This is a genomic window from Ruegeria sp. BHSB196, from assembly GCF_059613135.1.
Window position 1 is genome coordinate 1 of sequence record NZ_JBXWRY010000065.1, and the last position, 14,696, is coordinate 14,696.

The window sequence follows — 14,696 nt, forward strand, 5'->3', positions numbered from 1 at the left end:
GCCCGACTGTTTCTTGTGGGTGTAGGTGTGTTCGATCGGCATCGAGATGGTTTCACGATAGGCCACCTGCGGCGCACCGATATTGGCCTCGACCTTGAACTCGCGCTTGAGGCGGTCCACCAGGATGTCCAGGTGCAATTCGCCCATGCCCTTCATGATGGTCTGACCCGATTCCATGTCGGTTTCCACGCGGAAGGACGGGTCTTCGGCGGCCAGACGGGCCAGACCCTGGGACATCTTTTCCTGGTCGCCCTTGGTCTTGGGTTCGACCGCGATCTCGATCACCGGCTCGGGGAAGGTCATGGTTTCCAGAACCACCGGATCCTTGGCGTCGCAGAGCGTGTCGCCGGTGGTGGTGTCCTTGAGACCGGCCAGCGCGATGATGTCGCCGGCGAAGGCTTCCTCGATTTCCTCGCGGTTGTTCGAGTGCATCATCATCATGCGGCCGATGCGCTCTTTCTTGCCCTTGGTCGAGTTCAGGATCTGGTCGCCCTTGCGCATCACGCCGGAATAGATCCGGGTGAAGGTCAGCGAGCCCACGAAGGGGTCGTTCATGATCTTGAACGCCAGGCCGGCGAACGGCATGTTGTCGTCGGCGCGGCGGGCGATGTTGCGGACCTCTTCCTCGTCGCCGGGTTTGAAGCCCATGTAATCGACCACGTCCAGCGGGCTGGGCAGATAGTCGATCACGGCGTTGAGCAGCGGCTGCACGCCCTTGTTCTTGAAGGCCGAGCCACCCAGAACCGGGACGAAGCTGAGCGACAGGGTGCCCTTGCGCAGCAGGCTGCGCAGGGTCGGCACGTCGGGCTCTTCGCCTTCGAGGTACATCATCATGGCGTCGTCATCCATTTCGACGGCCGCTTCGACCATCTTGCCGCGCCATTCCTCGGCCAGTTCCTTGAGGCTGTCGCGGACCTCGACCTGTTCCCAGGTCGCGCCAAGGTCTTCGCCCTTCCACAGCCACTCTTTCATGGTGACGAGGTCGATCAGCCCTTCGAGTTCGGATTCGGCGCCGATCGGCAGCGCGACCGGAACCGCACGGGCGCCGGTGCGGTCCTCGATCATGCGGACGCAGTTGAAGAAGTCGGCGCCGATCTTGTCCATCTTGTTGACGAACACGATGCGCGGCACCTTGTAGCGGTCGGCCTGACGCCAGACGGTTTCGGTCTGGGGTTCGACACCGGCGTTGGCGTCGAGAACGCAGACGGCCCCGTCGAGAACCGCCAGCGAGCGTTCGACTTCGATGGTGAAGTCCACGTGGCCGGGGGTGTCGATAATGTTCAGGCGGTGCTTGGGGGTATCGGCGGTCTTGCCGTCCTCGGTGCGCTCCCAGAAAGTGGTGGTCGCAGCCGAGGTGATGGTGATGCCGCGCTCCTGCTCCTGCTCCATCCAGTCCATGGTGGCCGCACCATCGTGCACCTCACCGATGTTGTGGGATTTGCCGGTGTAATACAGGATACGCTCCGAGCAGGTGGTCTTGCCTGCATCGATATGCGCCATGATACCGAAGTTTCGGTACAGTTCGAGCGGATATTCGCGTGCCATAGGTCTGAGCCTCTTGGGTTACCAGCGGTAATGGCTGAAGGCTTTGTTCGCCTCGGCCATCTTGTGGGTGTCTTCGCGCTTCTTGACGGCCGTGCCGCGGGACTGAACGGCGTCCAACAGCTCGCCGGCGAGGCGTTCTTCCATGGTGTTTTCGTTGCGGTTGCGGGCCGCGGTGATCAGCCAGCGGATGGCCAGGGCTTCGCGGCGCTCGGGGCGCACTTCGACCGGAACCTGATAGGTGGCACCGCCGACGCGGCGCGAGCGCACCTCGACCGAGGGCTTGATGTTGTCGAGGGCTTCGTGGAACACCTCGACGGGCGCGCGCTTGATCTTGCTCTCGACCCGGTCGAACGCGTTGTAGACGATGCGTTCGGCGACCGACTTCTTGCCGTCGATCATCAGGTTGTTCATGAATTTGGTCAGCACCTTGTCGCCATATTTGGCGTCGGGCAGGACTTCGCGTTTTTCGGCGGCGTGACGACGGGACATCTCGGCCTCTCCTTCTTACTTGGGACGCTTCGCGCCGTATTTCGAACGACGCTGCTTGCGGTCTTTGACGCCCTGGGTATCCAGAACACCGCGCAGGATGTGGTACCGCACGCCGGGAAGGTCTTTCACACGGCCGCCACGGATCAGGACCACCGAGTGTTCCTGCAGGTTGTGGCTTTCACCCGGGATGTAGGAGATGACCTCGTAGCCGTTGGTCAGGCGCACCTTGGCGACCTTGCGCATGGCCGAGTTCGGTTTCTTCGGCGTGGTGGTGTAAACACGAGTGCAGACGCCGCGTTTCTGCGGGCACTGCTCCAGGTGCATGGACTTCGAGCGTTTGACTTTCGGCTGCCGCGGCTTGCGGATCAGCTGTTGGATCGTTGGCATTCCGGTTCTTTCCCCGTTTCGCAACACACATGACATGCACGCGCGTTGCGTGCGGTTTCAATTCACTGCGCCCGCGCGTCCACAAGCGCAAAACCCGCGAGCGTTCCCATTCCGAGGTGAACGTCGCGGTTGGTTATCAGAGGGCGCGAACTGCAAAATTGTCCGGGCCTTGACCAGTTCATTCCTGAAATCGGCAGCAGGGCGGCCCCCGGTGCCGAGATGACGGGCGTAATAGGGGGAGTCGGCCCAAGTGTCAACAGCCCCGCCCGCCGTGGGTGGAATATGGCTCTTTTGCGCGGCAAAAGAAGGGGTTGAGGACGGAAAATGGCGGCATTGCCCGGTTGCGGCGGAGACTCCGGAAAGGCATAGTCCTGCCCCGTACCCCTGCCGTCGGGCCTGCCTCATGCAAGTGATCGGTCTTTGCCGCTTTTCCTATCCCGCCCTGGGCGGTTTCCAGGTCGAGCATGACTCGGTCGAGGAGCGGATCCGCTACCTGTACCGGCGCGACCGGATGGAGGAGCGGTTCGCACTGTTCGAAACCGTGGCCCTGCCGGGCCTGCGGGCGCAGACCGATCCGGATTTCACGCTGATCGTGATGACAGGGGACAGCCTGCCGCGCGTCCATCGCGACCGGTTGCGCGACCTGACAGCGGACATGCCGCAGGTCCGCATCGTCGCGCAGCCGCCCCGGCGCCATCGCGAGGTGATGAAGGAGATCCTCAACGCGGCGCGGGTCCGGCCAGATGCGCCCTGCCTGCAGTTCCGGCATGACGATGACGATGCGGTAGCGGTCGATTTCATCGAAAAGCTCCGGCAGGCCGCCGCGGATTGCGCCGGACTGCTGGCGCGCAACAGGACGGTGGCGATCGACTTCAACCGGGGATACCTGGCCGAGTTCGGCACGACCCCGCCGCGGGCGGCCGAGCAGGCCCGCGGGTTCGTGACCGCCGCGCTGGGGATGTATGTGCGCGATGACTGCGCCCTGACGATCATGAATTTCGGCCATCACAAGATGGCCCGGTTCATGCCGACGGTCAGCCTTTCGGACCCGCCGATGTGGCTCCGCACGCACAACCGGTTCAACGATTCCCGGCAGGCCGATGCCCGGCCCGTGGACCTGCCCGAGATGTCGGACGATCTGCGCGAGGTGTTTTCCGCCCGTTTCGCGATCGACGCCGATCAGGTGTCGCGTGCGGTTTCCGCCTCCTGAACGGCACGTTCCCGCAACAGGGTAAAGAGCCCCGCGCCGACGACCAGCGCCGCGCCCAGCATGGTCAGCCCGTCGGGCCAGTCGCCAAACACGAGAAAACCCAGCAGGAGCGCCCAGACCAGGCTGGAATAGCGGAACGGCGCGACGAATCCGACCTCGCCCACCCGCATCACCATGACGCTGAACAGATAGCCCATCAGCACGAACACCGCGGCCCCCGCCACCAGCGCGCCGGTTGCCGGTGCGACCGGCACCCAGCCTTCGAAGATCGAGGCAACCGCCGCGCCCGAGGCGATCGAGGCGGAGGTCGCCAGCGTCACCACCATCGAGGGAACTTCGGCGGACATCCGGCGCGTGATCAGATCCCGCGCCGTGACCGACGCGACGGCGATCAGGGCATAGGTGGAATAGAGGCTGAACCCGTCCGGTCCCGGCCTGACGATCAGCAGCATGCCGGCAAAGCCGAGCGCAATCGCCAGGATCCGCCGCCAGCCGATGGTTTCCGAAAACAACAAGGCCGCGCCCAGCGTCACGGTCAGCGGCAGCGCCTGCAGCACCGCCGTCACGTTGGCCAGCGGCATGTTCTTGAGCGCGGTGAGGAAAAAGAACGTGGCCGACAATTCGGCGATGCACCGCAAGGCGACCAGCCATCTGTCGTGGCGCGGAAAGTTCAGGTGCAGCGCGCCCAGGGATCGGGCCAGCACATAGACCAGCGCCACCGCCAGCACGCCCCGCATCGTCACCAGTTGAAACAGGGGCACATCCGCCAGGGCGATCTTCACCAGAGTGTCGTTCAGGGTGAATGCGGCCATGCTGCCCATCATCAGCAGCGCGCCCTTGACGTTCGGCGTCATTCTGGTTCGGTCCGGTCTGGCATCGGTCGGCCCATTGGCCCAGTCGCCGGAGCCCATGTCAACAAAACTCGGTCGTTCGCCTCAGCCGCCTTGGTCCTTGCGACTCGGTGGCGGCAGGTCGAGACCGATCCGGAAGCATCTTTCCAGGAGCGCCTGCCGCCGGTGCCCGGACCCGGTTGCCCCGCAAAGCAGTTCGAGTTGCCGGGGGTCGAAGCCGAAATACCCGAATGTCCCCTTCATCCAGGCCGTTTCCAGGGCGGCCAGGTAGCCTTCGCCTTCGATTTCGTCCGACCGGGCACCTGCCGGGATCAGGAGAACGCCGGATCGGGGGCGCTGCAGGGATCGCTCGGGGTCGTCCAGTTGGTCGTAGGCCCAGCCCCAGCTCCAGACCCGATCGACCCAGCCCTTGATCATCGAGGGCATGCCCCACCAGAACAGCGGAAAGACGAGGCAGATCGCGTCGGCCCGCGCGATCCGCGCCTGTTCCGCCGCGATGTCCGGCAAGGTGCGGGCCTCGCCGTCGGCCTCGATATCGGCCATGGACCAGCGCGGGTCGAAGCCTTCGGCATGCAGATCCGCAAGTTCGACCGAATGACCCGCCGCGCTCGCACCATCCATGAAGCGCCGCGCGGCGGCGGCACTGAACGAGGCGGGGTTGGGATGATCGAGGACGGTCAAGACATGCATGTGCCAGCTCCGGGTCGGTCGTTTTTTTGGTGAGCGGGTTGCCGGGCGTTCCGCCGCCGCAGGCAGCGCCGTGCTCCCGTACGTGTCGAATCCGGCGGCCCGGCCGTGCTTGCTCACCGGTACTATCCAAGCTCAAGGCAGCTTGAGCTCAAGAGGTTTTTCCCGGCCCCGGCCTGAAAGCGGTGGCGCCACTGTCCGGGCCGGACGCAAAAAACCCTGCGCAGGCCGGCGAACAGCATTGCCATGACCTCGAGTTCGCCGCGCACGACGCGAGCAGGGAGGGATGGATATGCAATGGGGTCAATGGCCGAGTTGCGGACGGAGCATACAAAAGCGCGACACTGCGACATGGCGAGCTTTCAATACAGGACACCACAAGTCCGACCACGAAGAAGCTGAGGAAATTAACGGGAGACGCGACTACCCGTCTTGGTCTCGCCGTCAGTTCATCTCTTCCGGGTCGCTCCAGCGTCGCATCAATGCGTAGATGATCGCGAACGGGAAGAAGACAACAGCCCATACTAATAGCCATACCACCGAGCCGCGTGGCGTATCTGGGGTACGAGGTCTGACCAACGCCGAGACGAACACTGCCAAGAAGAGTATCAAAAGCAGCAGGCCGGGAAGTCCAATATTGTTCAGCATCAAATTTCCAATCGACTGTGATAATGAGAAAGCGCGTCGTCACGCAGCAACCCGTCGCCTGCTGGATGCTAGTGAAAAGCAATCTCTTTGATATCAATCCACCTTTCGTGTGCCCCGACACTTTGGAAACTTCGCACACCCCAAAAATGGATCACCCGTCTTTCGATTTGCGCGCTTTACCATTTCGCCTCCACATTTTGGGCACGAGGCTTGGCTCACGGGGTCTGAGGGCCCGGAAGATTGTGCAGCTGTTCTCGCCGCTGCTTTCTTCTCAAGGTTTTGCAGGTGCTGACTGCGAACAGCCCTGTTGTTCTCCAATGCCTGACTTTGCAGAGTTTCGACAAAAGCATTCAATTGGAGGTCCGAGAAAATGATCTGTCGTCGCACCGCGATCAGCTTGCCAAGGTCGCGCAATCCCCAAGCAACGTTTTCTGGCATGTCGGTTTTCGGTTCGGCGCTGCCTGTGAATACAACAAAGTTGTGTAGCACCTTAGGGTCGACTTCCAAGATGCTCTCGACGGCTTTGACGTGAGCATGGTTCTGCCGTAGCGGATTTTGGAAGCTGCGGCGTTTGCCACCTTTCTGAACTTGGGTCCATTTCGTTTGGTCGGCACTGCCAAAAATCCAACCAGACATGTTTTTGGTTTCGATCACGAAGATCCCAAACCGGGAAAGCACAAGATGATCAAGTTGGGTCGTGCTGCCTGCGACCGGCAGGATCAAATCTGACAAGACCCGATACTCGTTTTTATCGAGAACCGAGGACAGCGCATTGTGAACCCGGCGCTCGCCTCTGGCACCTTTTCGCTCCGGCGTGTTGTAGCTCTGCTCGGCGGCGCGAATTGCCGACCTAACAGCGGATTTCAACAAATAGCTAAACATGCCAAGCTCATGACTTTCCTCATAAGTGGCGCCATGTAGCACAGTTCCACGCCCTACACGATGACTTGGATCAAAGTGTGGCAATCATGTCTGTTTTGGGCTCGGTGCCGCCCTTCACTGCCTTTCGCATCAATTTCCGTAGGCAGCCCTTGCAAGGCATCTGCAAGCGGCACGGAAAAAGCTCATGACCAGTCGGGTGCCGGGATCAGGATCCGCCAGGTGCCTGCGGTGATTTGTGAAAAACGTTCCAGATCTGCGCTCTATGGACCAATGGCATCCACGGGCCGAATGACAGGGCAGCATTGTTATCCGATAACACGCTCGGAAAGCGTTTCGGTGATCGGATAACAGGACACCTGTGGGGTACGAGCATGAGCATCGGTGGGGGACTGCGGAGATCCGATTCTTGGCAATCCCCCGACACCAGAAATGCCGCCGGCGCACTGCCGGCCCCTCAGGAGACCAGCATGAAACTCGTCTATCCGCTCATCGCAGCAACCGCTCTGATCTCGGCCTGCGCACCAGGCGCCGCGATCGACAGTGATATGGAGCGCGCCCTTGTCGGCGCGGCTCTCGGGTACGGCGCGGCGAGGGCCGTCGATGGAAACGGCGACCGCGGTGCCATCATCGGCGGGCTTGCCGGTGTCTTCTGCGACGATGCAGGCGTTTGCAGCCGTCCGCGTTATTGAGCGCATCCAGACAGTGTTGACGGGGGCGGATCGAGCAGCCGCAGCCCCGGCCGTCTCACATGACAGTGGCCCACACAAAAGAAAGGCCCCGCGGGATCGCGGGGCCTTGCCTTGGTCATGGAATGGCGCCTATTCGCGGCTTTCCGGGGTTTCGACCAGGTTGTCCAGATCGTCCCCGATGATGTCGTCGTCCAGGATCGGAGCGGCCAGCGCCGCGGCCGCTTCGGCCTCTTCCCGGCGCGCCTCGATCACCACGTTGTCACGCTGCTGCGCGATGTGGCGGACGCGCTGGGTGGCGCCACCGGTACCGGCCGGGATCAGGCGGCCGACGATGACGTTTTCCTTGAGGCCGACCAGCTTGTCCTTCTTGCCCTGAACCGAAGCTTCGGTCAGCACGCGGGTGGTCTCCTGGAAGGAGGCCGCCGAGATGAACGAGCGGGTCTGGAGCGACGCCTTGGTGATGCCAAGCAGGATCGGTTCGCCCTGAGCCGGGCGACCGCCGCGGGCGATGGTCTTTTCGTTGGCCGCGTCGAACTCCTGCTTGTCCACGTGTTCGCCTTTGAGCAGCGTGGTGTCGCCTGAATCCAGGATCTCCCACTTCTGCAGCATCTGGCGCACGATGACCTCGATGTGCTTGTCGTTGATCTTCACGCCCTGCAGGCGGTAGACGTCCTGCACCTCGTCGATCATGTAATCCGCCAGCGCCTCGACCCCCATGATGGACAGGATGTCGTGCGGGGCCGGGTTGCCGTCCATGATGTAGTCACCCTTCTGCACGAAGTCGCCTTCCTGCACCGGGATGTGCTTGCCCTTGGGCACCATGTACTCGATCGGGTCCATCGACTCGTCGGCAGGTTCGATGGTGATGCGGCGCTTGTTCTTGTAGTCGCGGCCAAAGCGCACGTAACCATCGGCTTCGGCGATGATCGCGTGATCCTTCGGACGGCGCGCTTCGAACAGTTCGGCCACACGCGGCAGACCACCGGTGATGTCCTTGGTCTTGGCGCCTTCGCGCGGAATACGCGCGACGACGTCGCCGGCCTCGATCTTCTGGCCGTCCTCGACCGACAGGATCGCATCCACTGACATCGGATAGTGAACCGGGTTGCCCGCATCGTTGCGGACCGGCTCGCCGTCCTCGTCCACCAGGATGATTTCCGGCTTCAGGTCGCTGCCTTTCGGCGCGGCCCGCCAGTCGATCACGATCTTCTGGGTCATGCCGGTTGCGTCGTCGGTCTCGTCCCGGACGGCGATGCCCGACACCAGATCGACGTATTTCGCGGTCCCGGCCTTTTCGGCGATGATCGGCAGGGTGTAGGGATCCCACTCGAACAGCTTGTCGCCGCGCTTGACCTTGGTGCCGTCCTTGACAAAGAGCTTGGAGCCGTAGCCCAGCTTGAAGCTGGCGCGTTCCTCGCCGTGTTCGTCGTTGATGGCGAGCTTCATGTTCCGGCCCATGACCAGGCTTTCGCCGGCGGCATTGACCAGGATCTGCGGGTTCTCGAAGCTGATGACGCCGGCCTGGTTGGCCTCCTGGAAGGACTGCTGGCCACCCTGGGCGACGCCGCCGATGTGGAAGGTCCGCATCGTCAGCTGCGTGCCGGGTTCACCGATGGACTGCGCCGCGATGATGCCGACCGCTTCGCCGACATTGACCATGGTGCCGCGCGCAAGGTCGCGGCCGTAGCACATGGCGCAGACGCCCTCTTCGCTTTCGCAGGTCAGCGGCGAGCGGATGCGCGCCGACTGCACCCCGGCCTCGTCGATGGCGTCGGCCATGCGTTCGTCGATCAGCTGACCGGCCGCCGCGATCACCTCGTCCGAGCCCGGACGCAGGATGTCCTCGGCCGCGACGCGGCCCAGCACGCGCTCGGCCAGCGAGGCCACGACCTCGCCATCGTTGACCGCCGCTTCGGCGGTGATCGCCCGGTCGGTGCCGCAGTCCCTTTCGCGCACGATGCAGTCCTGCGCCACGTCCACCAGACGGCGGGTCAGGTAGCCCGAGTTCGCCGTCTTGAGCGCGGTATCCGACAGACCCTTGCGGGCGCCGTGGGTCGAGTTGAAGTACTCAAGAACGGTCAGACCTTCCTTGAAGTTCGAGATGATCGGGGTTTCGATGATGTCGCCGTTCGGCTTGGCCATCAGGCCGCGCATCCCGCCCAGCTGCTTCATCTGCGTGACCGAGCCCCGCGCGCCCGAATGGGCCATCATGTAGACCGAGTTCGGCTCTCTGTCGCCGCCGCTATCGTCCTTTTCGACGGCCGAGATGGTGTTCATCATCGCCTCGGTGACGCGGTCGTTGCACTTGGACCAGGCATCGACGACCTTGTTGTACTTTTCGCCCTGGGTGATCAGGCCGTCCATGTACTGCTGTTCAAAGTCCTTCACCTGGTCGCGGGTGTCCTCGACGATCGACCACTTCTCGTCCGGGATCACCATGTCGTCCTTGCCGAACGAGATGCCGGCGCGGAACGCCTCCTTGAAGCCCAGCGACATGATCTGGTCGCAGAAGATGACCGATTCCTTCTGGCCGCAATAGCGGTAGACGGTATCGATGACCTGCTGCACCTCCTTCTTGCGGAGCAGGCGGTTGACCAGATCGAAGGGCGCCTTGGCGTTGAGCGGCAGCAAGGCCCCCAGACGCACCCGGCCCGGCGTGGTCTCGTACCGCTTCTTGACCTCGTTGCCCTCGTCGTCGATCTGGGTGATCCGTGCGGTGATCCTGGAGTGCAGATGCACCTCGCCGGCGTCCAGCGCGTGCTGCACCTCTTCGATCGAGCCAAAGATCTTGCCCTCGCCCGGCATGCCGTTGCGTTCCAGGGTCAGGTAGTAGAGACCCAGGATCATGTCCTGCGACGGCACGATGATCGGCGCGCCGTTGGCCGGCGACAGCACGTTGTTCGTGGACATCATCAGGACGCGGGCTTCGAGCTGCGCCTCCAGCGAAAGCGGCACGTGCACCGCCATCTGGTCGCCGTCGAAGTCGGCGTTGAAGGCCGAACAGACCAGCGGGTGAAGCTGGATCGCCTTGCCCTCGATCAGCACCGGTTCGAACGCCTGGATGCCCAGGCGGTGCAGCGTCGGTGCGCGGTTCAGCAGCACCGGGTGTTCGCGGATCACCTCGTCGAGGATGTCCCAGACTTCCGGGCGTTCCTTTTCCACCAGCTTCTTGGCCTGCTTGACGGTCGAAGACAGGCCCTTGGCCTCGAGCCGCGAGTAGATGAACGGCTTGAACAGCTCCAGCGCCATCTTCTTGGGCAGGCCGCACTGGTGCAGCTTGAGCTCCGGTCCGGTCACGATGACCGAACGGCCCGAGAAGTCGACGCGCTTGCCCAGAAGGTTCTGGCGGAAGCGGCCCTGCTTGCCCTTGAGCATGTCCGACAGCGATTTCAACGGCCGCTTGTTGGCGCCGGTGATCACGCGGCCGCGGCGGCCGTTGTCGAACAGAGCATCCACGGATTCCTGCAGCATCCGCTTTTCGTTGCGGACGATGATGTCGGGCGCGCGCAGTTCGATCAGACGCTTGAGGCGGTTGTTTCGGTTGATGACGCGGCGATAGAGATCGTTCAGATCAGACGTCGCGAAGCGGCCGCCATCCAGCGGCACCAGCGGACGCAGTTCCGGCGGAATGACCGGGATCACGGTCATCACCATCCATTCGGGCCGGTTGCCCGACTCGAGGAAGGATTCGACGACCTTCAGACGCTTGATGATCTTCTTGGGCTTCAATTCGCCGGTGGCCTCGGCCAGTTCGGCGCGCAGCTGTTCGGCCTCGGCCTCGAGATCGATCTGGGCCAGCATCTCGCGGATCGCCTCGGCGCCGATATTGGCGGTAAAGGCGTCCATGCCGTACTGGTCCTGGGCGTCCATGTACTCTTCTTCGGTCAGCATCTGGCCGTAGGTGAGATCGGTCAGGCCGGGCTCGATGACGACATAGTTCTCAAAATAGAGAACCCGCTCCAGATCGCGCAGCGTCATGTCCAGCATCAGACCGATGCGGGACGGCAGCGATTTCAGGAACCAGATATGCGCGACCGGCGCGGCCAGTTCGATGTGGCCCATGCGCTCGCGGCGGACTTTCTGCAGGGTGACTTCCACACCGCATTTTTCGCAGACGACGCCGCGATACTTCATCCGCTTGTACTTGCCGCACAGGCATTCGTAATCCTTGATCGGGCCGAAGATGCGCGCGCAGAACAGGCCGTCACGCTCGGGCTTGAACGTGCGGTAGTTGATGGTTTCGGGTTTCTTGATCTCGCCATAGGACCAAGACAGGATCCGCTCGGGCGACGCCAGCGAGACCTTGATCTCGTCAAAGACCTTCGGCGGCGTCAGCGGGTTGAACGGGTTGTTCGTCAGTTCCTGGTTCATTTTGATACCTCAAATCTTGCGGAAGGGGGGAGAGGTGAGCGGAAACTTGAAAAGTTTCCGCCCAAGAATTTTTTCAAAATTCTTATTCCTCAACCTCCGCGTCCAGGAGTTCCATGTTCAGGCCGAGGCCGCGGACTTCCTTGACGAGCACGTTGAAGCTCTCGGGAACACCCGCCTCGAAGTTGTCCTCGCCCTTGACGATCGATTCATAGACCTTGGTCCGGCCGGCGACGTCATCCGATTTGACGGTGAGCATCTCCTGCAGGGTGTAGGCGGCGCCGTAAGCTTCCAGCGCCCAGACCTCCATCTCACCAAAGCGCTGACCGCCGAACTGCGCCTTGCCGCCCAGCGGTTGCTGGGTCACCAGGCTGTACGGCCCGGTCGAACGCGCGTGGATCTTGTCGTCCACCAGGTGGTGAAGCTTCAGCAGGTACTTGATGCCCACGGTCACGGGACGGCTGAACTGTTCGCCGGTGCGGCCGTCGAACAGGATCGACTGACCGCTGGTGTCGAACCCGGCGCGCACCAGCGCGTCGTTCACGTCCGCCTCCTTCGCGCCGTCGAAGACCGGCGTCGCGATCGGCACCCCGCGGGTGACGTTGCTGGCCGCTTCGATCAGGTCATCCTCGGCCATGTTGGCGATGCCTTCGTCATAGACGTTCTCGCCATAGGCGTGCTTCATCGCATCGCGCACCGGCGTCAGGTCGCCCGAGCGGCGGTATTCCTGCAGCGCCTCGTCGATCTTGAGACCCAGACCGCGCGCGGCCCAACCCATGTGGGTTTCCAGGATCTGACCGACGTTCATCCGCGACGGCACGCCCAGCGGGTTGAGGCAGAAATCGACAGGGGTGCCATCGGCCAGGAACGGCATGTCCTCCATCGGAACGACCTTGGAGATCACGCCCTTGTTCCCGTGACGGCCGGCCATCTTGTCGCCCGGCTGCAGCTTGCGCTTCACGGCGATGAAGACCTTGACCATCTTCATCACGCCCGGCGGCAGGTCGTCGCCCCGGCGGACCTTCTCGACCTTGTCCTCGAACCGGGCATCCAGGGCGCGCTTCTGCACCTCGTACTGCTCGTTCAGGGCTTCGACCACCTGGGCGTCCTTCTCGTCCTCCAGCGCCAGTTGCCACCACTGACCGCGGGTCAGGGTTTCCAGCAGTTCCTCGGTGATTTCCGAGCCCGCCTTGACGCCTTTCGGCCCCTTGACGGCGGTCTTGCCGAGGATCATCGACTTGAGGCGCGCATAGATGTTGCGGTCAAGGATCGCCAGTTCGTCGTCCCGGTCGCGGGCCAGACGCTCGACTTCCTCGCGCTCGATCTGCAGCGCACGCTCGTCCTTTTCGACGCCGTGACGGTTGAAGACGCGCACCTCGACCACGGTTCCGTAATCGCCCGGTTTGACGCGCAGCGACGTGTCGCGCACGTCGGAAGCTTTCTCGCCGAAGATGGCGCGCAGCAGCTTTTCTTCCGGGGTCATCGGGCTTTCGCCCTTCGGAGTGATCTTGCCGACCAGAATGTCGCCCGGTTCCACATCCGCGCCGATATAGACGATGCCCGCCTCGTCGAGGTTGCGCAGGGCTTCCTCGCCGACATTCGGGATGTCGCGGGTGATCTCTTCCGGACCGAGCTTGGTGTCCCGGGCGGCGACTTCGAATTCCTCGATATGGATCGAAGTGAACACGTCATCCCGCGCGATGCGCTCGGAGATCAGGATCGAGTCCTCGTAGTTGTAGCCGTTCCAGGGCATGAACGCGACAACCACGTTCTTGCCCAGCGCCAGTTCACCCATATCGGTGCTGGGACCGTCGGCGATCACCTCGCCCTTGACCACGGTGTCGCCCACCTTGACCAGCGGACGCTGGTTGATGCAGGTGTTCTGGTTAGACCGCTGGAACTTGCGCAGGCGGTAGATGTCCACGCCGGCATCGCCGAGTTCCAGATCCTCGGTGGCGCGGACCACGATCCGCTGGGCATCGACCTGGTCGATCACGCCGGCGCGCCGGGCCTGAATGGCCGCGCCCGAGTCGATGGCGACCTTGGCCTCGATGCCTGTGCCGACCAGCGGCGCCTCGGCCCGCAGCAGCGGGACCGCCTGACGCTGCATGTTCGAACCCATCAGGGCGCGGTTGGCGTCGTCGTTTTCCAAAAACGGGATCAGCGAGGCGGCGACCGAGACCAGCTGCTTCGGACTCACGTCGATCAGGTCCACCTGCTCGACCGGCGCAAGCGTGTAGTCGCCGGCCTGACGGGTGTTGACCATCTCGTTGACGAACTTGCCCTTGTCGTCCAGCGTCGCGTTGGCCTGCGCCACCGTGTGGCGCATTTCCTCGGTCGCGGACATGTAGTGGACCTCGTCGGTCACCTGGCCTTCTTTCACCACGCGATACGGCGTCTCGATGAAGCCGTACTTGTTCACGCGGGCGAATGTCGCCAGCGAGTTGATCAGACCGATGTTCGGGCCTTCCGGCGTTTCGATCGGGCACATCCGGCCATAGTGGGTCGGGTGCACGTCGCGGACCTCGAAGCCCGCGCGTTCGCGGGTCAGACCGCCGGGGCCAAGCGCCGACAGGCGGCGCTTGTGGGTGACTTCGCTGAGCGGGTTGGTCTGGTCCATGAACTGCGACAGCTGCGAGGAGCCGAAGAATTCGCGGACCGCGGCCGCCGCCGGTTTGGCATTGATCAGATCCTGCGGCATCACCGTGTCGATCTCGACCGAGGACATGCGCTCCTTGATGGCGCGTTCCATGCGCAGCAGGCCGACGCGGTACTGGTTCTCCATCAGTTCGCCGACCGAACGCACCCGGCGGTTGCCGAGGTGATCGATGTCGTCCACATCGCCCTTGCCGTCGCGCAGTTCGACCAGAGCGCGGATGCAGGCGACGATGTCTTCGCGGCGCAGGGTGCGCATGGTGTCGGGCGCGTCCAGAGCCAGAC

Annotated in this window: 11 protein-coding genes; 2 read left to right on the forward strand and 9 right to left on the reverse strand. The window is 63.0% G+C overall.

The features are described 5' to 3' along the window. The 3 genes from fusA to rpsL all read right to left on the reverse strand — a co-directional run. Window positions 1-1,545: elongation factor G (gene fusA / locus AC2FNJ_RS19530; RefSeq protein ID WP_496766653.1), on the reverse strand; the 1,545-nt coding region annotated here is incomplete at its 3' end. Between the two features lie 18 nt (window positions 1,546-1,563). Then, complete coding sequence (gene rpsG / locus AC2FNJ_RS19535; RefSeq protein ID WP_496766655.1) at window positions 1,564-2,034, reverse strand: 30S ribosomal protein S7; 471 nt, start codon at window positions 2,032-2,034, stop codon at window positions 1,564-1,566. Between the two features lie 15 nt (window positions 2,035-2,049). Further along, entirely contained in the window at window positions 2,050-2,421 is a 372-nt protein-coding gene (rpsL, locus tag AC2FNJ_RS19540) for a 30S ribosomal protein S12 (protein ID WP_005980675.1), read from the reverse strand. Window positions 2,422-2,824: 403 nt separating this feature from the next. On the opposite strand from rpsL, the gene AC2FNJ_RS19545 reads away from it, so the two are divergent. Beyond that, window positions 2,825-3,631, forward strand: coding sequence for a putative rhamnosyl transferase (locus AC2FNJ_RS19545; protein WP_496766657.1), 807 nt, complete (start codon window positions 2,825-2,827; stop codon window positions 3,629-3,631). On the opposite strand, the gene AC2FNJ_RS19550 is transcribed toward AC2FNJ_RS19545, so the two are convergent. From AC2FNJ_RS19550 to AC2FNJ_RS19565, 4 genes are all read right to left on the reverse strand, one after another. Beyond that, entirely contained in the window at window positions 3,601-4,485 is an 885-nt protein-coding gene (locus tag AC2FNJ_RS19550; RefSeq protein WP_496766659.1) for a DMT family transporter, read from the reverse strand. The genes AC2FNJ_RS19545 and AC2FNJ_RS19550 overlap by 31 nt on opposite strands. Window positions 4,486-4,566: 81 nt before the next feature. Beyond that, window positions 4,567-5,172, reverse strand: coding sequence for an NAD(P)H-dependent oxidoreductase (locus tag AC2FNJ_RS19555; protein ID WP_496766661.1), 606 nt, complete (start codon window positions 5,170-5,172; stop codon window positions 4,567-4,569). Between the two features lie 441 nt (window positions 5,173-5,613). Then, window positions 5,614-5,817 (reverse strand): hypothetical protein, encoded by a 204-nt coding sequence (locus tag AC2FNJ_RS19560; protein ID WP_496766663.1) that lies wholly within the window; start codon window positions 5,815-5,817, stop codon window positions 5,614-5,616. 93 nt (window positions 5,818-5,910) lie between these two features. Continuing rightward, window positions 5,911-6,699 carry a nuclease-related domain-containing protein gene (locus AC2FNJ_RS19565; RefSeq protein ID WP_496766665.1) on the reverse strand — a complete coding sequence of 263 codons (789 nt, stop codon included), beginning with the start codon at window positions 6,697-6,699 and terminating at the stop codon, window positions 5,911-5,913. Between the two features lie 467 nt (window positions 6,700-7,166). Between AC2FNJ_RS19565 and AC2FNJ_RS19570 the strand changes: the two genes are divergently transcribed. Then, window positions 7,167-7,388, forward strand: a complete 222-nt coding sequence (locus tag AC2FNJ_RS19570) for a hypothetical protein (RefSeq protein WP_496766667.1) — start codon at window positions 7,167-7,169, stop codon at window positions 7,386-7,388. A 129-nt stretch (window positions 7,389-7,517) separates the two neighbouring features. Here AC2FNJ_RS19570 and rpoC read toward each other — a convergent pair whose 3' ends face one another. Continuing rightward, window positions 7,518-11,759, reverse strand: coding sequence for a DNA-directed RNA polymerase subunit beta' (gene rpoC / locus AC2FNJ_RS19575; protein ID WP_496766668.1), 4,242 nt, complete (start codon window positions 11,757-11,759; stop codon window positions 7,518-7,520). A gap of 82 nt (window positions 11,760-11,841) precedes the next feature. After that, window positions 11,842-14,696, reverse strand: a 2,855-nt coding sequence (rpoB, locus tag AC2FNJ_RS19580) for a DNA-directed RNA polymerase subunit beta (RefSeq protein ID WP_496766670.1), incomplete at its 5' end; no start/stop codon positions are given.

Excerpts from the sequence above, each read along its gene's own strand:
- rpsG (WP_496766655.1), bottom strand. The coding sequence starts at position 2,034 with ATGTCCCGTCGTCACGCCGCCGAAAAACGCGAAGTCCTGCCCGACGCC.
- rpsL (WP_005980675.1), bottom strand. The coding sequence starts at position 2,421 with ATGCCAACGATCCAACAGCTGATCCGCAAGCCGCGGCAGCCGAAAGTC.
- AC2FNJ_RS19545 (WP_496766657.1), top strand. The coding sequence starts at position 2,825 with ATGCAAGTGATCGGTCTTTGCCGCTTTTCCTATCCCGCCCTGGGCGGT.
- AC2FNJ_RS19550 (WP_496766659.1), bottom strand. The coding sequence starts at position 4,485 with ATGACGCCGAACGTCAAGGGCGCGCTGCTGATGATGGGCAGCATGGCC.
- AC2FNJ_RS19555 (WP_496766661.1), bottom strand. The coding sequence starts at position 5,172 with ATGCATGTCTTGACCGTCCTCGATCATCCCAACCCCGCCTCGTTCAGT.
- AC2FNJ_RS19560 (WP_496766663.1), bottom strand. The coding sequence starts at position 5,817 with ATGCTGAACAATATTGGACTTCCCGGCCTGCTGCTTTTGATACTCTTC.
- AC2FNJ_RS19565 (WP_496766665.1), bottom strand. The coding sequence starts at position 6,699 with ATGTTTAGCTATTTGTTGAAATCCGCTGTTAGGTCGGCAATTCGCGCC.
- AC2FNJ_RS19570 (WP_496766667.1), top strand. The coding sequence starts at position 7,167 with ATGAAACTCGTCTATCCGCTCATCGCAGCAACCGCTCTGATCTCGGCC.
- rpoC (WP_496766668.1), bottom strand. The coding sequence starts at position 11,759 with ATGAACCAGGAACTGACGAACAACCCGTTCAACCCGCTGACGCCGCCG.